This window comes from Nostoc sp. CCY0012 (assembly GCF_963920855.1).
GTDB lineage: Bacteria > Cyanobacteriota > Cyanobacteriia > Cyanobacteriales > Nostocaceae > Cyanocohniella.
Genome location: NZ_CAWUDM010000025.1, coordinates 1 through 22,593, shown reverse-complemented (window position 1 = coordinate 22,593; position 22,593 = coordinate 1). Strand labels below are relative to the sequence as shown.

The following is a 22,593-nucleotide window of genomic DNA, read 5'->3' as shown; positions in this document are numbered from 1 at the left end:
CCCTCAACACTTAATAAACCATCATTAACAACTTGAGGTAAAACTACAGTGACTCCCGTAGATACACTACCAAACAAACACCATAATAGTCTGAAATTCTCCCCCCACATTCACGCCCAAAACCTAGCCTGGAAAGGGTGCTTAGATAGTGTATCCTTCGACCAACAAACCATCAAAATCAAACTACAAACATTAGATAAACCCTGTTACATCCTCAAAATTGGCGACAAAATCGGTGTCACCAACGAAGGCTACCTCTGCCAAGAAAATAACCCAACTGCACAACTCCTCACCTCCATTCCCCCCATCACACTCGAACAACTAGGAGACCCCACCTTCCTAGCTTTTCACGGAGTCAAATACGCCTATGTAACCGGTGCAATGGCAGGCGGAATCGCCTCCGAAGAAATGGTCATTGCCCTGGGAAAAGCCCAAATATTAAGTTCCTTCGGCGCAGGTGGACTACCTCCAGAACGCTTAGAAACAGCCATTAAGCGGATTCAAGAAGCCCTTCCTCATGGCCCCTATGCCTTCAACTTAATTCATAGCCCCAACGACATGGCCATCGAACGCCGGGCTGTAGAACTATACCTCAAACATGAAGTCAGCACCGTAGAAGCTTCAGCATTTCTCGACTTAACCCCCAACATCGTTTATTACCGTGTCGTTGGACTCAGCTTAAACGATGCTAACCAAATCGAAATTAAAAACAAAGTCATCGCCAAAATTTCTCGTCGAGAAGTCGCAACCAAATTTCTCCAGCCAGCACCACCCAGAATTATTAAAGAACTTCTAGAACAAGGATTAATCACCGACTTACAAGCCAAACTTGCAGCCAAAGTTCCGATGGCTGACGATATTACCGTCGAAGCCGATTCTGGTGGACATACAGATAATCGTCCCCTTGTCTGTTTATTACCTTCTATTATTGCTTTGCGGAATGAAATCCAAGAACAATATCATTACGACCAACCAATTAGAATTGGTGTAGCCGGGGGAATTGCCACACCAGAATCAGCCCTAGCAGCTTTTATGATGGGTGCTGCGTATATCATGACTGGCTCAATTAATCAGTCCTGCGTTGAATCTGGAGCTTGTGAACATACCAAAAAATTACTCGCTCAAGCAGAAATGGCAGATATGATTATGGCACCAGCCGCCGATATGTTTGAAATGGGGGTAAAACTACAAGTCCTCAAACGCGGCACAATGTTTCCTATGCGCGCGCAAAAGTTGTATGAAATATACCGGACTTATGACTCCATTGAAGACATTCCCCTGGCAGAAAGACAGAAATTAGAAAAGCAAGTTTTTCGCAAAACTCTCGCCGAAGTCTGGGAAGGCACAGCGGCTTATTTATCCCAGAAAAACCCTGAAAAGCTAGGCAAGGCAGTTAATAATCCGAAGCTAAAAATGGCATTAATTTTTCGCTGGTATTTAGGATTATCTTCCCGTTGGTCTAGTTCTGGAGAAAAAGGCAGAGAAGTCGATTATCAAATTTGGTGTGGCCCAGCAATGGGTGGTTTTAATGATTGGGTGCGGGGTTCTTACTTAGCTGAACCACAAAATCGTCGGGTAGTTGATGTTGCTTATCACATCATGACAGGAGCAGCTTTCTTGTATCGCATTCAAAGCTTGAAAATGCAAGGAATGCAAATCCCCGAAGATTACAGTCAGTATTGCCCAGAAAATCCTCAATTATTGGAGATGTAAAAATGACTCTAAAACAATCTTATAGTGCAGCAGATATTCAAGCATGGTTGGTATCTAACTTGGCTGAATTATTAGGAGTAGAAACCGACGAAATAGATGTCAATGAAAATTTAGAAAATTATGGTTTGGACTCAGCACAAGCCATGACTTTGGTCAGTAAATTAGAAGAATTATTGGGATTTCAACCATCGCCGCTGCTACTTTGGCATTACCCAACTATTGCCTCACTTTCACAGCGTTTAGCGGAAGAAATACAAGAAGGTGTACAGGTTCAAGATAGTGAATCTAAACCTACTAACACCCCAGTTCTCAATTTAGCAGATGAGGTTGTGCTTGACCCTACTATCAATCCTGCCAATGCATCTAGCATCTTTATTGGTGAACCCAAGAATATATTTTTAACTGGGGGAACTGGCTATTTAGGTGCTTTTATTATCCGGGAATTACTACAAGAAACTGACGCGGATATATACTGCTTAGTGCGGGCTGCTAATTCCACAGAAGGTAAAAGCAAACTGCAAAAGAATTTAGAACAGTATGCAATTTGGGATGATAATTTTAATTCTCGAATTATCGCTATTGTGGGTGATTTATCTCAACCACTGTTGGGTATTCCCTCCGAACAGTTTCAAATTTTAGCTACTAATATTGATACCATCTACCATAGTGCGGCTTTGTTGAATTATGTTTATCCATATTCAGCATTGAAGGCTGCTAACGTTTTAGGAACTCAAGAAGTTTTGCGATTGGCTTGTCAAACTAAGGTCAAGCCTCTACATTATGTTTCCAGTGTGGCTGTATTTGAATCACCTGCTTATGCTGGTCATTTAGTAGAAGAACAGGATGATTTTAGTCATTGGGAAGGTATTTTTCTGGGCTACTCTCAAACCAAATGGGTGGCAGAAAAATTAGTTAAAGTTGCTAGTGAGCGAGGATTACCTGTAACTATCCACAGACCACCATTAATCTCAGGAGACAGTCAAACAGGGATTTGTAATACCCATGATTTTATCAATTTGATGACCAAGGGTTGTCTAGAAATGGGCAGTTTTCCCGATGTAGATTATATGTTGGATATGTCTCCGGTGGACTATGTAAGTAAAGCCGTTGTTTATCTATCTAGACAAAAAGAATCTATCGGTAAAGCATTCCACTTGCAACACCCCCAACCAGTACCGTTGAGTTTCTTAGTTGACTGGATACGCTCTTTTGGTTATCAAATTAAAATGTTGCCCTATGATGAATGGCAAGCAGAGTTAATTAAAAATGCGTCTTCTGTGGACAATCCTTTATATACCCTGCGACCTTTTCTCTTGGAACGCTGGTCTGATGAACAATTAACTATTCCAGATTTGTACCTAAAAGCCAGAAGACCTCATATTAGTTGCCAAGCTACGTTGAAGGCTTTGGAAGGGAGTTCTATTGTTTGCCCAACCATAGATTCTCAATTGTTGATGACTTATACAGCCTATTTGATTCAAACTGGATTTTTGAATGTGGCGAATGTAGCTTAGGTTAGGAACTGGGGAGATGAGGGGGATAAGGCAAATGAGGAAGAAACGTTGTGTGTCAAAACCAAAGTTTACCTCTTTTTCCCCTTCGCTAACCTCCTCATATACCCCAAATTCTATTTCAGGGCTTTACCATCACATCTCATAATTTTTAGCTTAATAAGAAGCTAAGTATTACTACGTAATCTCAGTAAATACACTTACTTTTAACCGTATATATTCTTAAGTATAGTATATTTTAGAACAAGTTGCTAAATTAGCTAATCTCATTTTTATTAGAAATTACGTGTATTTACGGTTATTTTTTTTATTTAAGTATTAAATAATAATTAAGTAAGTTAAGTTTTTACATTCAATGTGAAAATTTTTATAAAATATTTCCTTATAAATATTTTTTGCATTGTCTCTTTGTGTAAAACGTTTAATTATTTCTTCCCAACTTAATTCAACTAAAAACATACATTCTCGAAGAAAATAATTTATCTAAATCTGCAATTTTCTCATACATTTTTTGCAGACATGAAAAATTTAGTTCTCCGTCGTGTTTTGTTGTTTGAAATTGCATGACAGATAGTTGTGGCTACAACTCAAATGTTGTATTGCCATGTTTTTAGCTATCAATTTTCAGGTTTGATGTTGCTTAATTTCAGAAGTTACTGGAGTATCCATGAAAAACCTTGTCTTGCCCGAATTATACTGCCCATTTCCATCTCAGATTAGTAAGTATGCAGATGTTCTAGAAGATTATGCTTTTGAATGGGTACTGCGCTTTGATTTGTTAGAAAATGAATCAGTTTATCAGCGTTTCAGCAAGGCAAAATTTGCTTGGTTAGCCGCAAATACCTATCCTGAGTGTCAACTCGAAGAACTGAAGATTGCAACTGACTGGTTGAGTTGGTTGTTTATTTGGGATGATCAATGGGATATGTCAGATTTAGGCAAAAGACCTGACTTGCTGAAAGTTTATTACAGAAGATTTCTGGAAATCTTTAACGGAGCAGAACTGACGAGCCAGGATATTCCCTTAACTTATGCCTTAAGTGATATCCGCAAGAGGATGCTGCAAACAGGGAGTGCAAAATTATTGCATCGTGTTGTTTACAGCTTTGAAGACTTCTTTTATGGATGTGTATTAGAAACAACTAACCGCGCTCAGGGAAATATACCTGATGTTGAAACTTATATTGAGCTACGTAAGTTAAGTGTGGCAGGAGACTTGATTATCTTATGGATTGAATTGTTCAATCAATTGAACATTCCCGATGTTTTACGCAAACACAATAGCGTCAAGAAAATCCAAGAAATGACAATTAACATTCTGGCATGGTGTAACGATATCTTTTCTGCGCCCAGAGAAATGGCAAGTGGTGATGTGCATAATCTAGTGCTGGTACTACATTATCAACAAAAACTTCCTTGGGAACAAGCAATTCATCGTGCTGCCGAAATGCATGATCAAGAATTAAGAGCATTGTTGAACTTAGAAGCTTCTCTTCCTTCTTTTGGGGAAGAAGTAGATGGTCAACTAGCAAAATATATATCAGGAATGCATAGTTGGATACGTGGCAACTTGGATTGGTCTGCTCGTTCTGGCCGCTATCAATCTGCTGAAAGGCTAGATTTAGCTGTTGGTATTACTCCAACGGTGAACGTGTAAAGACAGTAAATTTCGCCAGGAAACATATCAAATGCAACTACCTAATCGCCTGAAAGCTCCTCGTTTTATCCAGAATATCCAATGGGTGGTTGACCCTATGGGGTATATGGAGAGTGCAGCTAAGAAATATCCTGACCTTTTCACTGCTGAGATAATTGGTTTTGGGAATACCTTAGTATTTGTGAATAATCCCCAAGTAATGCAAAAAATTTTAACTAGCGAGAAAAAAAAATTTGCAGACCTTGGTGACAATAACAGATTTTTGCAACCGCTACTAGGGGAATATTCTCTTGTCATGTTAGGAGGCGATCGCCACAAAAAACGACGACAATTGTTGATGCCCTCTTTACATGGAGAACGGATGCGAACTTATGGTGATCTAATTAGTGATCTCACCGAAAAAGTTTTTAATCAATTCCCTACTGATCAACCCTTTGCAGCTATTAAACCTCTACAAGAAATTTCTTTCCAAGTAATTGCAAAAGTTATCTTTGGCTTGTACGAGGGAGAACGTTATCAAAGACTCCAAGAGCTATGGTTGTCGTTGTTGGATTTTTTTCGCTCACCTCTAACTGCGGGTTTTCTTTTATTACCTCCTCTCCAAAAAGATTTAGGTGCTTGGAGTCCTTGGGGAAAGTTTATTCGCCAACAACAGGAAGTAAATGAATTGCTTTGTGCCGAAATTGCTGAACGCCGTTCTCAACCAAGTTCAGATCGCATGGATATCCTCTCAATGTTGATGTCAGCAAAGGATGAATCTGGAGAAGGTATGAGTGATGAAGAGTTGCGTGATGAAATGAAAACTTTGCTATTTGCAGGTTATGAAAGCACGTCAACCGTCATGTCTTGGGGATTGTATTGCATTCATCGTCAACCAGAAGTTCGGAAAAAACTCCTGGAAGAATTGGATAGCCTCGGTGATTCCCCTGACCCCATGAGCATTTTCCGGCTACCTTATCTCACAGCTGTTTGTTATGAAACCCTGCGGATTTATCCGGTTGTGATGCTGACTTTTCCCACCATAGCGCAAGAGCCAGTGGAATTACTAGGTCATATATTAGAGCCAGGTACATCAATTATTGGTTGCATATATCTAATGCATCAGCGAGAGGATTTGTATCCCCAACCTAAGGAATTCAAGCCAGAACGCTTTCTGGAAAAACAATTTTCTCCTTATGAATTTATGCCCTTTGGTGCTGTTAGGCGCTGTGTTGGCGAGGCTTTAGCTATGTATGAAATGAAGCTAGTTTTTGCAAAAATATTGTCTAATTATCAACTCGAACTAGCCGATAGCAAGCCAGAACGACCTGAACGCCAAGCTGTGACACTAGCACCTGCCAATGGCGTGAAAATGGTAATGACAGGTAGGCGTACGCGTCCAGAGTCTCCAGTAAATATGGCAACTGCACATACCGCTTAAGTTAAGGTTAATTCGTGCATTTTCATGTAACTCTCATTTTGCTGGGGAGTGGGGAGTGGGGAGTGGAGAGTGGGAAAATCAAGGTTTTTAACTTAACCCGTGTAGGCGGCCTTCCCTTTGGGAAGACGCTACGCGTCATGCCTGTGTAGCCGCGATTTATAATTGCCTGGTGCTTATAAAACTAATTTTTCATCCCTCTGCCCCCTGCTTTTTCACTGTTGCATTGGTATTTCAATCACAAATTCAGTTCCCTTTCCAGGAGTCGAATTACAAGTTAACTGACCTTTGTGTTTATCTACAACAACTTGATAGCTAATTGATAACCCCAATCCTGTACCACTACCTATGGGTTTAGTGGTAAAAAATGGGTCAAAAATTTTCTGACAAACCTGGGCATTCATCCCATAACCGTTATCACCAATGCGAATCCTTAAGGTGTTGGCTTCTCCTCGCTCAGTACTAACGCGAATCTGTGGTTTGTCAGTTATTTTTTGATTTACTATTGACTCGTCTAAAGCATCGATGGCATTACTGAGGATATTCATAAATACCTGATTGAGTTGGCCAGCGTAACAATTTACTTCGGGTAGCTGTGCATATTGTTTAATCACTTCAATTTCTGAGCGATCGCTCTTTTCTTTGAGTCGATGCTGCAAAATCATTAAGGTGTTATCAATGCCTTCATGAATATCTACGGGCTTCATTTCTGATTCATCCAGGCGAGAGAAATTACGTAAGCCCAAAACTATATTCCGGATGCGTGAACTCCCGACTTTCATTGAATTGAGAATCTTCGGCAGGTCTTGTGCGAGAAAATCGACATCAATTTCTGCGGCTTTCTCTTCAATTAAGTCTGAGGGATCAGGGCATTCTTGTTGATAGAGAGCAATTAAATCTAGCAAATCTTGGACATAATCACTAGCATGATTGATATTGCCATGAATAAAATTGATGGGGTTATTGATTTCATGGGCCACTCCTGCCACCATTTCCCCTAAAGAAGACATTTTTTCACTTTGAATCAATTGGGTTTGGGTACTTTGCAATTCTAGGAGTGCTTGTTGCAAGCGTTGATTGTTTTCGTTGATTTCTTGGGTTCTCTGCTCTACTTTTTCTTCTAAGTTGTGGTTGTATTCCTCTAAACTTTGATTGGCGCTAGCTAAATTTGTGTAAAGCAAAGAATTTTCTAGGGAGATTGCCGCTTGGGTAGTCAGCAGCTTCAACACTTCGACGCGATCGCGGGTAAAGACTCCTGTAGTCAGGTTATTCTCTAAATAAAGAATACCTAACAATTTACCTTGATTCATCACCGGGACACACAACAAACTCTTGGGTTGCTCACGTACAATGTAGCGATCGCCTGTGAGGAAAGCCACGGTTTTGACATCATCAATTACAAAAATTTCTTTGGTACGTTTGATGTAGTTAATTAAAGTTATGGGAACATCAGTACTAGATTCTAGTTGAGTTGATGGAAACTTTGTGGAGATACAATCCAAATTGGCGCTAGAACTAACTGCGGTCACAGTTAAATTTAAATGATCACCTTCACTCAAAATCAGCACGCACTTAGAAGCGCCGGCATTTTCCATGACAACTGCCATTAAGGTAGAAAGTAGTTGCTCCAGCTCAATTGCTCCAGATAATGCTTGGGAGGCTTTAATGACAGATGCCAAGTCCAGCATATCGGAAACGCTGCTTTGAGAAGCGTTAGAGCTAATGACAGTTTCGTTAGTACTGGGGATAGATTGAGATATGCTGATATTGCTAATCTGACTATTACTGGCTGAGAGTTTCAGTTTTTCTGGCTGAAGAATAGGCGCAAGTAGTTGGGGATAGTTGGTTTGTAAGTGTTCCGCTTTGGCTAATGCTCCCCAGTGAACATACCCATAGTAAGCATGATTCATATAAAGTTGGGCAATTTTGTCTTTGCCCCATTGAAAATAAAATTTAGCAGCTAATTCGTGCGCCAAGGCCTCTTCGTTGAGATATTCGTTTTCTCTAGCTAGAGAGATAGCTTGCTCATAGTTATCCATTGCTGCTAAATAGTCCCCCAAAAGGCGCTGCCTTTCAGCCTCCACAAGATAATATTTGTGCAAGAAATTCATGGGCGAATGAGTTGCCCAGTGCAGCATTTTTTCTTGATTAACTTGCACTCTTGCTAGTATATTGTTTTGCTGCTCATCTGTTGCCTCTGCATACATTGCCAGATGTGCCAAAGAATCATAAAAATGGAAAATAGGCACAACCAGTTGTCCTGTACCACCATCTAAATACTTTTCTGCAAACATGGCGTTTTCTACAGCTTGAGAAAAATCTTCAAATAGATAACAGAGAAATAATTTACTGACATATAAATGAAACAGCCCCATGATATCGTTACCTTGGAGGTAAATCGGCAGCATTTTTTCCTCATCGTAAGCTTCGCCGACTAAACGACAAGGATTTGCCGCTGTTCCCACCAAGTTCAAGATATTCTGCCGATAGATTTCATTCCAATAAAATGCTGTTTGTTGTTTAATTTGACATATGGCATGGCTATAATTTGCTACCTCTTGTTGCAAGCCTGTCAGTTTTTTACCTATATAATAGGTACCATAAGTGTAATTAAACAATGCATAGGCAGCGTGTTCTAAATCTCCTGTTTCTAATGCAGCAGTGTAAGCATCTAATAGAGGTTTAAAATTTTCTCTGGCATGTTCCTTCCAATGTCGGATAGCACAATTAAATACCAGTACGGTCTTAGCGGTAAATTTTCCCGTATTCTGCTTAATCAACAGATTTAAAGCCAAGTTACCAAATTGATAACCAGACTCAATGTTTCCCATTGCACAGAGTATAAACCCATAGCTAACATAGACAAAAGCAGACAACGGCATATTGCCATATTGGATTGATAAGTTGATTTGTTTGAGAATAATCAACAAAAACAGATGAGGATTAGTCTGATAGGCCAAAGAACTGACACTGGATAAGATAGCCATAATTGCCATTGTTTTGGCTGCTGTCATTTCTGGCAAGTCAATAAAATCCTCAATGCGTTTACCTGTGAGGTTTGATGTTGTTTCTGCCATTGCTAGCTGTACATCTGACTGGCTAGCATTTTCGGGAAAATCTACCCCTAACAATTTTAAAAATGATAGTCCAATGTTGACTGCTGCTAATGCTTGATTTTGCGCTCCATAAGCTTGAATCTTGATTTCATAAAGTTTGACTTGATCTAACAGAGATTGCGCCTTTTGTAGTGCTACTTCTGTTAATTGTTCCATGTGCTGAAAATCCCCTGATAAATATGCCGCCTCTGCGGCTAGTTCATAGAAAGTCAGGGTTAATCCATATTGATTTTCCCAGCTATCATCTGCCAGTAGTTTAATTCCCGTGGTGAAATACTTGAGTGCAGCCGGATAAGCTGTAGATGCCAAAGCCTTACGTCCAGCAAGCAAATTCATCTCAGCTAGTTGAAGGCGATCGCTTGGTAGGTTAATTAACGGAATTGCAATATTAAACTGATTTACCAGTTCAAAAATATTGTCTTCTCTTTCAACAACTGAGGTATTTATTAATAATAGTTGTCCGATTTTTAAATGAATTGATTGTTGTTCTTGTTTGGGAATTAAAGAATAAGCCGCTTGCTGTACCCTATCATGGATAAAACTATACTTAGGCAACTGAGAATTATTATGTGTAGATTCTTGTTCTTCCAAATATTTTGTGGTTTCTGGACTTTCTTTAACTACTAATTTATAGGATTCAGTTTGTGGTATTACTAATCCTTCAACCAAGGCAGTCCATAAATCTGAAGCTGTATCTACTGTAGATTGTTCATAAATCATTGCCAGGGTTTTTAGGTCAAATTGATTACCAATACAGGCTGCTAATTTCAAGACATCTTGAGTTGGTGTTGGCAACTTCATGAGTCGAGTTGTCATAAATTCCACGACATCATCTGTAAGAGCTAATGCCTGAATATTCACTAAGTCATACTGCCAAGATCCTAAATCAAAATTAAACTCAAATATGCCATCCTTGTATAAAGCCTTGAGAAATTCATGAGTAAAGAAAGGATTGCCTTTGGTTTTGGCAAAGATAATTCTAGTCAGAGCGATCGCCTCTTTTTCTGGGCAACGTAAAGTATCAGTAATTAAACAGTTTAAATCACTTGGCGTTAAGGGCGTTAAAGTGATAGTGTTAACCGCAGCTTTGGTATTTTTCAACTCTTCAATTGTCAAATACAGTGGATGCCCTTTAGCTACTTCGTTATCCCGATATGCACCAATTATGAGCAGACTTTTATCACCTGTATACCCCGAAGATAAAGTCATATTTTGCGGTGTTTTATTGGTTTCGCTCATTAATAGTTGCATTAATTTTAACGAAGCCGCATCTGCCCATTGCAAATCATCCAAAAATATTACTAAGGGATGTTCTCTCGTCATGAAAACATGAATGAATCTCTGCAATAATAAATTGAAGCGATTTTCGGCGGCACTACCAGTAAGTTCTGCTATTTCTGGTTGTTGACCAATAATTAATTCCAATTCAGGAATCACATCAATAATTACCTGAGCTTGTTCACCTAATGCCAATAATATGTGATTTTTCCACTGTTGAATTTGCTGATCTGTTTCTAAGAGAATTTGCCCAATTAAGTCCCGAAAAGCTTGTACAAAGCCAGAAAAGGGAATATCCCGTTGAAATTGATCAAATTTTCCCTTAATAAAGTAGCTACGTTCCCGGACAATGGGTTTGTGAATCTCATTGACTACAGCTGTTTTCCCAATACCAGAGAATCCAGCTACCAATATCATTTCTGTGGTACCGTTACTGACACGTTCAAAAGCCGCCAGTAAATTTTCTACTTGGGTTTGGCGACCATAGAGTTTTTCTGGAATCAAAAAACGGTTGGAAATATCTTTTTGTGCTAATTCAAAGTTGGCGATATTTCCTGTTTGTTGCCATTGTTGACGGCATTCTTCTAGGTCATGTCTGAGTCCGTGGGCGCTCTGATAGCGGTCTTCCGCATTTTTGGCCATCAATTTGCTAATAATGGCAGATAATACTGGCGGAATGTGTGAGTTAACTTGGCTAGCCGTTGGCGCTTGTTTGGCAATGTGACAGTAAACTAACTCTATGGGGTCTGCGGTAACAAAAGGCAACTCTCCCGTGAGCAGTTCAAACAGGGTGACACCCAAAGAATAAAAGTCACTGCGGTAATCGATACCTCTGTTCATCCGTCCCGTTTGTTCGGGGGAAATATAAGCTAATGTTCCTTCTAAGACGTTGGGATTGGTCAGGAATTGAATTTCTCTAGGTAGCAGGGTGGCAATACTGAAATCTATGAGTCTGACTTCAAAGGTGGTGGGGTGAATAACAATATTGGCAGGTTTAATATCTTTGTGGATTATGCAATCACGATGCAGTCCCTCTAGGGTAGATGCTATTTCTGTGGCAATGTGAAAAAATTCTTTGAGAGTGATACCATTTTTGTTTTGGCGCTTTCTCGCCTGTTGCCACTCTTTTAGAGAGATACCACCACAGTCTTCCATGACCAATGCATAGCTGTTGCCGTAGTTTTCTAAACTCAAGGGTTTGATTATGCCAGGTAGGTTGAGGTTTTGAGTAATAGTGTACTGATTACGGAACTGAGAAATTTCGCTGAATGTAGGGTATTCATTTCTCAGCAGTTTAATAATAACGCCTTTTTGGTCTTGTTCTCTGATGCCTCGATAAACTAAGGTTTTGCTACCAGAATATATTTGCTCGGTAATGGAATATCCCGGAATGGTCAAAATTATGTTGGATAACGCTAACATTACACCAATGCTCACAGGTATGATTTGCTTTAGTATTCCCTGTTTACTGGTACCAAATATCACACAAAAAATATTCTTGATTCCTGTGGACAAATATGTTATTTCCGGTATTAAAAAGCTGAATATTGCCAGCATTGCAACGAACAGTCAGAACCTGCAACTACAATAGCAGCCAGATAATTTTCAGTAGGCGTTAACTCGAAGAGACTCCAATCATCAACTGTTTGCAACTTGGCGGGTTCGGTAATATTTAACACTACTTCAATTTGTTCTAACTGGGCGAGTCCTTCCCCAGTGGCTTTTAAATAAGCTTCTTTACAAGTCCAATAACGGAAAAATATTTCTTGTTGTTGATGACCACACAGCGATCGCACTACGTCATATTCTCTGGGTAAAAAGAACCTTTGGGCCAGGGTTTCAATATCAGACATGGCGTGGATACATTCTAAATCTACGCCGATGGGTCGCTGATAATTCACTGCACACAAAGCTAATCCCTGGGAATGAGACAAGTTAAAAGCTATGCCACTATTACTTAAATGAGGAGCTAATACTGGTTTACCACGGGGTTGATAATCAAACTTGACTTGTTGTGGCTCAATACCTAAATAGCCACCCAAGATACTCCGCAGACTACCACGACCGGCAATAAAACGCCGCCGATGCTCCGGAAAATAAAAGCGGTTAGCACGAGTGATTTCGTCACTAGAGAGGGTTTCCAGTAAGTTTTGTAATTGTGGTTCTGGTACATCCAGGTCAATTCGCCAAACATGAACATCATTCGGCAATAAAGTTAAATCTGCTGGTACAGGTAGCCACATGGAATCATGTATGTCACGTTAATTTGGCATTTTGGCACACTTAATTTCAAAAGGATAGATACACTGTGTAAGTGGGATACATTTCATGTGCAAAGTACTAAAGATTGAAATCCCTCGACTAGTTACCGAGGGATTTTTTATCCACTTTTGTTGAGGCGATAAGCCCGGAGGGCATGGCTAGAGCCTCCGGCACGCTACCGCGGTAAGCGCAGCGATGCCCGCTAGGGCTTTATGCCTATCGCAGCTTGATAAGCTAGTGGGCATGAATCATTAAACTATGGCAAATAATAGCAGCCGACTTACTGATCAAGTGACGAGTCTAGAAAATTTGACTTTTGACTTTCAAGGTAGCGGTACTAGCCTCTAGCCCCTAGCCTCTGTTTGTAATTGAGTGTACCCAATACAACAGTCAACAGCAATAAAGCTTTGAGCGCTGACGGTTCTGGTACTTCTCTGACTTGGGGTGGCACAAAAGTATTGCTTGTAGGTGATTCTCCTCCATTATCGACGGCAATTAAGGGGGGCAAAGTATCGGGTATCGCTTCGGCAGGAGTAGGTGGTTGACTAGAAGAATTATCTCCTCCCAGAAGTAAGAATAGAGCCATAAGAGGAAATAAACTATAAAGCCACCCATAATTACCCCCTGAAGGCAATACAACTTCATTCAAAAAAGGTACATCTAGAGCAACCATCATCTCATCTCCTACCGGTAGTGGATTTTCACTGACAATAGCTGTACCAGGCAATGTTGGTAATTCTGGTTGATCTGTGAGTGGAACGTCAACTATTTTCCGCCCATACCAACCGTCATCTCTAACGCCCGGTGAGTAGGGAAAAGAAAGTAGTCTCAACACGCTTTGTCTGAGTCCTCTCTCGTCACCTGTATTTAAGGCGCGTAACCCTTGAGAAATGTTAGATAAGTAAAACTGAGTCATATCTGGAGGTAAATCCAGAGAAGTAACCTGCTGTTCTAGGTTAGGAATTTTGGCTACTTCTTCTAAAAGAACGCGCCCGTAAGAGTATTTCAAGTCCAACAAACCATCACGAGGGCTGATTTCTCTCCCTCTTGATAGGGGTGACCAAGCAAAATTCCGGGTGACATCTGCAAGACCAGTCACAGGATTACGACTTACAGATTGACCCAACACATACCGATGTCCATCCAAAATTGAAGGGTCTTCATTCCGCCAAAATGAGGCGTAGGGAATTGTCGGTAATTGAGGATTGTTATTATAAAAAGCCGCAAAGTTACGGTAGTTATCTTCACCACCAGTAGCTCGCATCAATAAGTCATAGTAGTTAGCACCATGAGATTCATTAATGATTTGTTCAACTACTGTTCCTGTTTTATTACAGCCCAAACCATCACCCAGACTACAGTCTGGCATAACTCGCATCTGGCGCAGATTTTGATTATTCTGACGTTGGTACTCTAAATACTGCGACTCTTGTCCTTTAGGAATAGAATCACGCTGGTTCACACGCAGCTGTGCTGTGGCTGATTCACCCATTGTCAGCACCACTACCAAAGACGAAAAGAAGATTGCGATATTTTTAAACGTTGACTTCAACAAGATACACCTCAACAAAACCACACAAAACGCTTACCGAACATCATGAAAAATTGAGCATTGCTTAACGATTAAGTTTTAATCTCTCTCTCACAGAGGGTTGTAATCTCCTGGGCGTTGCTCCAGTATTTAAGTTTTCAGGTGCTTGAATATTGATGGTGATGGCCGAGCCTTTGAGGTCTCCTGTAGAGAGTGTTTGGTACAAAACTAATGCACGGTTGGGTTGGTCAAAGAAAAACCCCCGCCGTGAAGGTTGTATTTTGCCTTCTTTCACCAGATCAACGAAGGTTTCTAAATATCTGCGGACACTTTGACGGTTCTCTTGGCTGGTATTCATGTGACGCTCAACCAGCTTCATAAAAAAGTCAATACTTTGATATTCCTGTCCTTCAATGAAGTTACCGCCATCTAGAAAAGAACTGGCTATCAGCTGTCCGTTCATCTCTTGCACCTTAAATAAGGTATAGTACCGTTCCTCTCTTTTGGGGTCGTTGACATAACATACCCACGCACCATCTTGGCTTTGTGTAAAACCTTCCTGAGCAAGATAGGACAATAAGGAATTACTTGGCTTATTTGGTATTGGTGGTAATAAATCTGCAACTGGATCTACAGAGCAAAGCCTCTGGGTTGTTCTTGGTTGAAGAGTCGTCGGGGTTTCTTTGGCAATAGCCACACAAGACATTGCCATCACTACCAAGGCTTGCAACACGAAGGCGCTAGACCAGTGAACAAATATTTTCATCTTCTCTTCCTCCATTTTTAGGGTCAGTAAGCAATAATACTGATTTTTTTAAGTATTGACTGAGATTTGTATTCTAGATAAAAAGTAACAATCAGTTGGTTCGTTTTATCGGTTATCACGCACTATTATTTACACAAACAGTAAAATTTTCATGAATTGTAAAGGGAATGCAACACTGTAAGTGTTTTACACTCTTGCATTGCTTGAGTTACCCATGCCACTTGCTTCTATCAATTGATTTTGCGATCGCTACTCATGATTGATCCTTCTGTTTTAACCAATCTATACCTGTCAGAACAGGAGGCAGAGATTAATTGGCCTGATGTTAACTATAGAGTTACGTTTAGTAACATTATTGACGTCAGCATCTATTTGATGGTGTGATTTTTTAGTCTTAGATATTACTTGTTATCTAAGTATTAGCTATTGATTATTCATCAGTTCCTGAGAATAAGCTTTGCTCTGATGGCAACTGGAATCAGATGTAATAGTGACAATATTTGGTCAATAGTTCAAAATATATCTTCACCCGCACGCAAAATTCAGCATTGCTAACACTAGCAAGCTATGTGGCTGATTGATATTTTTTGTATCTAGAAAACAGAAGCTTTGACGGCTTCGGTTAATATGATGCTATTGACTTTTTCTTGATCAAAAATTCACATATAGCTTCTTGCTGTATGCCTTAATTGCTCAACTTCCATACTCGGATAAATTCTGTCTGCTTTGCTCTCTAAAGCTTGTGTGAGTTTTTGTACCTGTATTGAATAACTCACTATATTTTTGGTGATCAGTAGTGCATCCATGTATGTTTTTAGTCCAGTCTGTTATGTGATGGATGTAAAGACTTAACTTTACATAGCGGTGATATTACCATCAAGGACAAACCAGAAAAATAGTGTGTGTACAACTTTCAAAATTGAACACTGTGAATCTTTGAGGTGACTGCAAAAACTTTGCAACTAAAATTTTTTGTCAACGCATTCTTTGACAACCAATATCAATTTTGCTAAATATCGTTGGAAATCAGCGCCATGAAACAGCTAAATGGAATAATACAAAGGAAAAGATTTGGCATCCTTGGGCTTGACATACACCCGTTGCTGTGGTTCTAACTGTAACTCGTTAAAGCGATCGCGTGTTAAATGCGCTGCCACTACTTGCCCATCATCCAAAGTTAATTCCACCTGAACTTCCCAACCCAAATGTATCAACCGACTCACGATAGCCGGGGTAGTAGTACCATTGGCTTGTCTTTCAATCAGCACATCTTGCGGACGCAAAAATATTTGGGGATTTGGGGAATCGAAACCACTGCCTTGAAAAATTCTAGAGGTGTTGGGCAGAACGTTCACAGGGCCGATAAAGCTCATTACAAATGCTGATGCCGGGTTGTCGTAGATTTCTGCCGGTGTACCCATTTGTTCTACACGTCCTTTATTCATGACTACGACCTGATCAGAAACTTCCATTGCTTCTTCTTGGTCGTGGGTGACAAAAACAGTGGTAACATGTACTTCATCATGGAGGCGGCGTAACCATGCCCGCAAATCTTTACGGACTTTAGCATCAAGTGCGCCAAATGGCTCATCTAGCAATAATACGTTAGGTTCTACAGCTAAGGCCCTAGCTAATGCTACCCTTTGTCTTTGACCACCAGAAAGTTGTGATGGGTAGCGATCGCCTAACCCACTCAATTGCACCAACTCTAGTAACTGGTCTACCTTTCCCTTAATCTTTTTCTTGGGTGCCTTGCGAATTTCTAACCCAAAGGCGATATTCTGCCGGACATTGAGATGCTTAAATAGGGCATAGTGTTGAAACACAAATCCAATATTTCGCTCTTGGACGCTTTGATATGTAGCATCCTTGCCAGTAAGTAAAATTTTGCCGCTATCTGGCATTTCTAAACCAGAAATTAACCGCAGCAACGTGGACTTACCAGATCCCGATGGCCCCAACAAAGCAACTAATGAACCACTTTTGATTTCGAGATTGACCTCATCAACAGCTTTAAAGCTCCCGAAATTTTTGGATACATTTTCAACTACTATGCCCACTGCTGCTATCCCTCTGCAACTCTATCTACGGCTTTTCGCTAGGGTTACCGTGCTTTATATATACCATACATTAATATCTTTAGATCCTTTGAGTTAATTCAAATTAGACATTTATTTTCTCGGACTAAGGAAGACAACTGCCGCAATCGAGAAAGCTACAATCAACACCACTGCAATCAGCACCACTGCAATCAAAACCACTACAATCATCAGGGGCAATAACCACCTCAGCACAATTGCAGCCAAAATCGGCACAAGTAACGCAGTGAGTACCGTCACTACTCAGACTGCTAATACCGCAAGCAGGTTGAGCCGATTTATCAGGGGCTTTTTTTGGTGACTGGGTATTTTGTGCTTCCTGTCCTGGTTGTTGCGCGTGCGATTGCAAAATGTGATTAGCTTGTTTACAAGCCTGAAATCGTTCACGAGACTTAATTAGTGCAGAGCGAAACCCATCCTGGGCAATCACCCGCTTAAAATACTGAGAGCAAGACTCACCCCCATACAAAACTCGATGAGCGCAAGCAAAACCCTTATGGGGGGAAATATGTTTTTGATACTCAGTAATTGCGGTAACACCGACTTGTCTAGTAAGCGAGTTCAATGAGGAAATTGGCATAAAAGGGTCTAGAGGCTAGGGACTAGGGGCTAGAAGTGAGCAACTAGCCAATATTCTTGATTTATTGCGAATTGGTTTTATTGTTCCCAATCCCCAGTACCTAATACAGTGCGGCATAAATTATGGATACCCTTTCAAAAAGTTCAAATGCCCAAAATAAAAGCCTTTCGACTTTTGACTTCACTGTGGTACTAGTCCCCATTTTTGTATCGAAACATTAAGGAATGTTGCATTTATGTCAAAACCTGAAGGTAGAGCGCGAAAACAGCCAAAACTCCGTGGTACGATGCTTTCGGTAAATGTTTTTATCAAAAAATTGGGAGAAGACCTTTGACACTACGGGTTGCTGTTGTTGGGTCAGGCCCTGCTGGTTCATCTGCCGCTGAAACACTGGCAAAGGCTGGAATTGAAACCTACCTGTTTGAGCGGAAACTGGACAATGCAAAGCCCTGTGGGGGTGCTATTCCCCTATGTATGGTGGGTGAATTTGACCTACCACCAGAGATTATTGACCGTCAAGTACGGAAGATGAAAATGATTTCGCCTTCCAATCGTGAAGTTGATATCAATCTGGTAAACAAAGAAGAATATATAGGAATGTGCCGCCGTGAAGTGCTGGATGGTTTCATGCGCGATCGCGCGGCAAAACTAGGCGCAAATTTAATTAATGCCACTGTTCATAAACTAGATATACCCACAAACAACACCGATCCTTATACAATTCACTACGTTGACCATACAGAAGGCGGCGCACAGGGTATTACTAAAACCCTAAAAGTGGATTTAATTATTGGGGCGGATGGGGCTAATTCCCGAATTGCCAAAGAAATGGATGCTGGGGATTATAACTATGCGATCGCCTTCCAAGAGCGCATACGCCTCCCTGAAGACAAAATGGCATATTATAACAACCTGGCCGAAATGTACGTTGGTAACGACGTTTCTACCGACTTCTACGCCTGGGTATTCCCCAAATATGACCACGTAGCCGTGGGTACTGGCACAATGCACGTCAACAAAGCCAGTATCAAACAGTTACAAGCTGGCATCCGTTCCCGTGCTTCCGAAAAGCTAGCTGGCGGTAAAATCATCAAAGTAGAAGCTCATCCCATTCCCGAACATCCTCGTCCCCGGCGTGTTGTCGGACGAATTGCTTTGGTAGGAGACGCGGCTGGGTACGTTACCAAGTCTTCTGGTGAAGGTATTTACTTTGCTGCTAAATCTGGGCGCATGTGTGCCGAAACCATTGTCGAAATGTCTAACAGTGGTGCGCGCATTCCCACAGAAAAGGAACTCAAGATTTATTTGAAGCGTTGGGATAAAAAATACGGACTCACCTATAAGGTACTGGACATTCTGCAAAGTGTGTTCTACCGTTCCGACGCTACCCGTGAAGCGTTTGTAGAAATGTGTGGTGATATGGATGTCCAGAAGCTAACATTTGATAGCTATCTATATAAGACAGTTGTCCCCGCCAACCCCATCACCCAACTAAAAATTACTGCCAAAACTCTTGGTAGCTTAATTCGCGGTAACGCTTTAGCACCCTAATCACAACATAAATTAGGATAAAACTTGAGAGGAGATGGGAATAGATTAATTTATTCCTTGTCTCCTCTAAATTTTTGCCATGACCTAAGTTTTGCCTATCTTCGCAAACTGCGGGGGTCGAGGGCATCTCTTAAACCATCACCCAATAAATTAAAAGCCAACACAGTCAGAATAATTAACGCCGCTGGGGGCCAAATTAACCAAGGTTGCAGCACCAAAATAGAAGCATTGGTAGCTAAAGAAAGCATATTACCCCAAGAAGGATCTGGTTGTTGAATCCCCAAACCAATTAGACTTAATACAGCTTCTGCACCAATAAAGCTGGGAACCGCCAGTGTAGCAGAGATAATCACATAAGTGGCAGTTTGGGGCAAAATATGGCGGAGGATAATATAAATTGGCTTACCACCCATTGCTCTTGCTGCTTGGACAAATTCTCGCTCTTTAATTGAGAGTACCTGTCCGCGAATTACCCGCGCTAACCCAGCCCAACTAATCACCGAAGTAATCACCACAATCAGTAAAAAGCGCTGGGTACTAGTTAAGCCAGGTGGTAACACTGCACCCAAGGTTACCAACAAATATATCCCAGGAAAAGTCATCAGCACTTCGGCAAAGCGCATAATCACGCTGTCAGTCCAACCTCCGAAATAGCCAGAAATACCACCGATAATCAACCCGAGGGGGAAAGTAATCAACACCCCGATAATCCCAATAAACATACTAATACGACCACCATGCACCAAACGGCTGAATTGATCGCGGCTTTGGTCGTCAGTACCCAAGATATTAAATTGAGCTTCACCAGTGCTACCAAACAAATGCCAATTTAAAGGTATACCGGGAAAGATAGTTACTTCATCCCAGGTCGGGGGTAGAGGTAAACTAAACTGAAACAGTCGGTATTCCGGCCCAGAGACAAATAAACGTAGAGGCGAGGGTTTTTGAAAGTCTACAATAAGTTGGCGATCGCCTGTTTCTAAATCAGTATCTCCCTGGGTTGTCGGATAAATATGCGGCCCAATAAAGTTTCCTGATTGTTGAGACACCCAATAAACCCGAGTTGGTGGCAACAGTGAACCATTTGGCTGTGAAGCAAGAGGGTTGTATGGGGCGACGAAATCAGCCGCAATTACCGCCACATAGAAAATTAACAGCACAATTGCCCCAAATCGCGCCAAAGGATTTTTCTGAAGTCTTTGCCACCAATTCATAGTTATTTGTCCCTTGTCATCAGTCTTTTGTGATTAGTCATTCGATAAATAAACTAATGACTAATATCTAAGCATGTCTTTGCTCTACTAAATATAGATGTTCTTCTTGGCTTTTTTCATGTTCTACCACAAAAACATTCGAGTAGAGATTAGCCAGAATTTGTTTACCCTGTTGTGTCAAAGACAAATAATGCAGTCCATCTTTAATATAGGGATGTACGCCATGCCAGTAAAACTTAGCGTAATTCTTGCGTAAATCGGCAGGTGTTTCGTAACCTAAAACTTTATTCATCCCCGTTTCTTCAAACTCGTAGAATAAAGAAGTGATTTTCTTTAAGTAACGTGGGTCACTTAATTGCCCAATTAAATCCGCTGCACGGACTAAGCCAGCAAAGCTAGTAGTATCTTGATGATCCTCGGCTACAGGCACAGGAAACCGAGTCCATTCAATATTACTTTTTATGACATCAGCATCGATTAACTTGTGACCACCAAAACGCTCATCAATGAAAAGTTTAGCTCTATCAACATGATAAGGAGTGAGACTGGCATCAGAAGCCCCTGGATGCAAAGAAATCATTCTGCCGTTTTGTCCTGTGGCATACAAACCTGCTGCTTCTTTGTCTTGGCGACAAACTCCTTTGACGTAGCCAATATCATGACATACCAAGGAAATAATAAAATGCAACCAGTCTTCACTAGAAACACCACCTTCCCGGATGTGTTTACCGCGTAAAATTTCCTGTCCTACCAGGGCAACTAAAACGGAATGTTCAACATTGTGATATAAAGCATCGCTATTGGCAATATTTTCCAACGCCATACTCCCAGCCCAAGCGATGATATCTTGATAATCATTTTTTAAGCAGCCATACGTGCGACTGTAACCATCTCGAATTTGCTTAACAAAGGCATCAATTAAAATTTCAGTGGCATTGAACATATTGTTGGCTCAGATAGATAAGATTTATTTATGTAATGTCGTCAAAATTGCATCATCATGTTTGCCCTGACTAGATTGGAGACAATGCAGATTTATCCTTTGTAACTTAAGTATCGGTATGGGTGCTAGTTACCTTTATACTTGCTCATAATCATAGGCCATGCTTTTGTGAACTACTTACGCCGTAAGCTGCACCTGTCTCAGTATTCCATACCCATCTACTATGTAGCGGTGATCTGAATACACAAGGTTTGTGACTTCACTATAAACCGCGTGTGCCTTTGCAAAAGATGCTATTATAATTGTTAAATTTATTTTAGTTAAGAATTTTTGCGGGTGTAATTCAGTGGTAGAATGTCACCTTCCCAAGGTGAACGTCGTGGGTTCGAGTCCCATCACCCGCTTTTGTACATTCGCAAATTATATGTCGCAATTCGCAAATTAATGTCGTTTTTATCAAATTAATGTCGCTTCGGCTATTTTTTATAATCAATTTTATTATGCTAGGTTTTCGCAAATTAATGTCGCTGTTAACAGATTATTCTTGTCGAATTAGTTTACACCACTGCTAACAAATCAATGCCGTCTTAAAATTATGAATTAATTGACGTAGCGACTATTATATTAAACTCACGCACCAATATTTGGCTACACCAAGTTTCAGGTGGAAAATTTTATTACTTTACACTCAACACTACCCTTACCTAAGGATGAAGCAACTAATCACCGAAAGTAACTGGTAGCATATCTTCTTGACAAAAAAAGACCTATTTATTTCAACCTTCCATTAATCAATATGGCTTTTGAAACTTCAGTATTGGGAAGGTGACATTCCTTTCAACCCTCTTAAACAAATTTTAGATGAGATAGCTGTTAAAACTTTTTCCATTTCTGGGATCAACCTTAACGGGTGACAAGAAGGCTAAACAGCTTGTTTAATAAGGGATAGAGCCTG

At 40.6% G+C, this 22,593-nt stretch carries 13 protein-coding genes and 1 tRNA gene; 6 read left to right on the top strand and 8 right to left on the bottom strand.

From position 1 onward, the window contains the following. Positions 1-48 precede the first annotated feature (48 nt). The 4 genes from ACM0OS_RS09550 to ACM0OS_RS09535 all read left to right on the top strand — a co-directional run bounded on the left by ACM0OS_RS09550 (position 49) and on the right by ACM0OS_RS09535 (position 6,301). Positions 49-1,713, top strand: coding sequence for a PfaD family polyunsaturated fatty acid/polyketide biosynthesis protein (locus ACM0OS_RS09550; RefSeq protein WP_414542944.1), 1,665 nt, complete (start codon positions 49-51; stop codon positions 1,711-1,713). Positions 1,714-1,715: 2 nt separating this feature from the next. Then, positions 1,716-3,227 carry a thioester reductase domain-containing protein gene (locus ACM0OS_RS09545; RefSeq protein ID WP_414542943.1) on the top strand — a complete coding sequence of 504 codons (1,512 nt, stop codon included), beginning with the start codon at positions 1,716-1,718 and terminating at the stop codon, positions 3,225-3,227. A 664-nt stretch (positions 3,228-3,891) separates the two neighbouring features. After that, the gene (locus tag ACM0OS_RS09540) at positions 3,892-4,881 is read left to right on the top strand and encodes a terpene synthase family protein (protein WP_414542942.1); all 990 of its coding nucleotides are present in this window, start codon (positions 3,892-3,894) and stop codon (positions 4,879-4,881) included. A 31-nt stretch (positions 4,882-4,912) separates the two neighbouring features. Beyond that, on the top strand, positions 4,913-6,301 hold the full coding sequence (locus ACM0OS_RS09535; protein ID WP_414542941.1) for a cytochrome P450: 1,389 nt from the start codon (positions 4,913-4,915) through the stop codon (positions 6,299-6,301). Between the two features lie 212 nt (positions 6,302-6,513). Here the strand turns inward: ACM0OS_RS09535 and ACM0OS_RS09530 are convergent, their stop codons facing one another. From ACM0OS_RS09530 to yidD, 6 genes are all read right to left on the bottom strand, one after another. Further along, positions 6,514-12,114, bottom strand: coding sequence for an AAA family ATPase (locus ACM0OS_RS09530; protein ID WP_414542974.1), 5,601 nt, complete (start codon positions 12,112-12,114; stop codon positions 6,514-6,516). A 110-nt stretch (positions 12,115-12,224) separates the two neighbouring features. After that, on the bottom strand, positions 12,225-12,935 hold the full coding sequence (gene hetI / locus ACM0OS_RS09525; protein WP_414542940.1) for a 4'-phosphopantetheinyl transferase HetI: 711 nt from the start codon (positions 12,933-12,935) through the stop codon (positions 12,225-12,227). Positions 12,936-13,291: 356 nt separating this feature from the next. Continuing rightward, complete coding sequence (locus ACM0OS_RS09520) at positions 13,292-14,509, bottom strand: hypothetical protein (protein ID WP_414542939.1); 1,218 nt, start codon at positions 14,507-14,509, stop codon at positions 13,292-13,294. 61 nt (positions 14,510-14,570) lie between these two features. Beyond that, positions 14,571-15,251, bottom strand: a complete 681-nt coding sequence (locus tag ACM0OS_RS09515) for a hypothetical protein (RefSeq protein WP_414542938.1) — start codon at positions 15,249-15,251, stop codon at positions 14,571-14,573. 1,043 nt (positions 15,252-16,294) lie between these two features. Then, a complete protein-coding gene (locus ACM0OS_RS09510) occupies positions 16,295-17,311 on the bottom strand; it encodes a sulfate/molybdate ABC transporter ATP-binding protein (protein ID WP_414542937.1) in 1,017 nt (338 codons plus the stop codon). A gap of 124 nt (positions 17,312-17,435) precedes the next feature. Further along, positions 17,436-17,930 carry a membrane protein insertion efficiency factor YidD gene (gene yidD / locus ACM0OS_RS09505; RefSeq protein WP_414542936.1) on the bottom strand — a complete coding sequence of 165 codons (495 nt, stop codon included), beginning with the start codon at positions 17,928-17,930 and terminating at the stop codon, positions 17,436-17,438. Positions 17,931-18,260: 330 nt separating this feature from the next. Here yidD and chlP point away from each other — a divergent pair, with 330 nt between their 5' ends. Then, positions 18,261-19,481, top strand: a complete 1,221-nt coding sequence (gene chlP / locus ACM0OS_RS09500) for a geranylgeranyl reductase (protein WP_414542935.1) — start codon at positions 18,261-18,263, stop codon at positions 19,479-19,481. A 95-nt stretch (positions 19,482-19,576) separates the two neighbouring features. On the opposite strand, the gene ACM0OS_RS09495 is transcribed toward chlP, so the two are convergent. Further along, entirely contained in the window at positions 19,577-20,695 is a 1,119-nt protein-coding gene (locus ACM0OS_RS09495) for an ABC transporter permease (RefSeq protein WP_414542934.1), read from the bottom strand. Between the two features lie 67 nt (positions 20,696-20,762). Continuing rightward, on the bottom strand, positions 20,763-21,638 hold the full coding sequence (locus tag ACM0OS_RS09490; RefSeq protein WP_414542933.1) for an Npun_R2479 family HD domain-containing metalloprotein: 876 nt from the start codon (positions 21,636-21,638) through the stop codon (positions 20,763-20,765). Between the two features lie 332 nt (positions 21,639-21,970). Here ACM0OS_RS09490 and ACM0OS_RS09485 point away from each other — a divergent pair. Further along, positions 21,971-22,042 (top strand) — tRNA-Gly (locus ACM0OS_RS09485). Positions 22,043-22,593: the final 551 nt, after the last annotated feature.

Excerpts from the sequence above, each read along its gene's own strand:
- ACM0OS_RS09545 (WP_414542943.1), top strand. The coding sequence starts at position 1,716 with ATGACTCTAAAACAATCTTATAGTGCAGCAGATATTCAAGCATGGTTG.
- ACM0OS_RS09540 (WP_414542942.1), top strand. The coding sequence starts at position 3,892 with ATGAAAAACCTTGTCTTGCCCGAATTATACTGCCCATTTCCATCTCAG.
- ACM0OS_RS09535 (WP_414542941.1), top strand. The coding sequence starts at position 4,913 with ATGCAACTACCTAATCGCCTGAAAGCTCCTCGTTTTATCCAGAATATC.
- ACM0OS_RS09530 (WP_414542974.1), bottom strand. The coding sequence starts at position 12,114 with ATGTTAGCGTTATCCAACATAATTTTGACCATTCCGGGATATTCCATT.
- hetI (WP_414542940.1), bottom strand. The coding sequence starts at position 12,935 with ATGTGGCTACCTGTACCAGCAGATTTAACTTTATTGCCGAATGATGTT.
- ACM0OS_RS09515 (WP_414542938.1), bottom strand. The coding sequence starts at position 15,251 with ATGAAAATATTTGTTCACTGGTCTAGCGCCTTCGTGTTGCAAGCCTTG.
- yidD (WP_414542936.1), bottom strand. The coding sequence starts at position 17,930 with ATGCCAATTTCCTCATTGAACTCGCTTACTAGACAAGTCGGTGTTACC.
- ACM0OS_RS09495 (WP_414542934.1), bottom strand. The coding sequence starts at position 20,695 with ATGAATTGGTGGCAAAGACTTCAGAAAAATCCTTTGGCGCGATTTGGG.
- ACM0OS_RS09490 (WP_414542933.1), bottom strand. The coding sequence starts at position 21,638 with ATGTTCAATGCCACTGAAATTTTAATTGATGCCTTTGTTAAGCAAATT.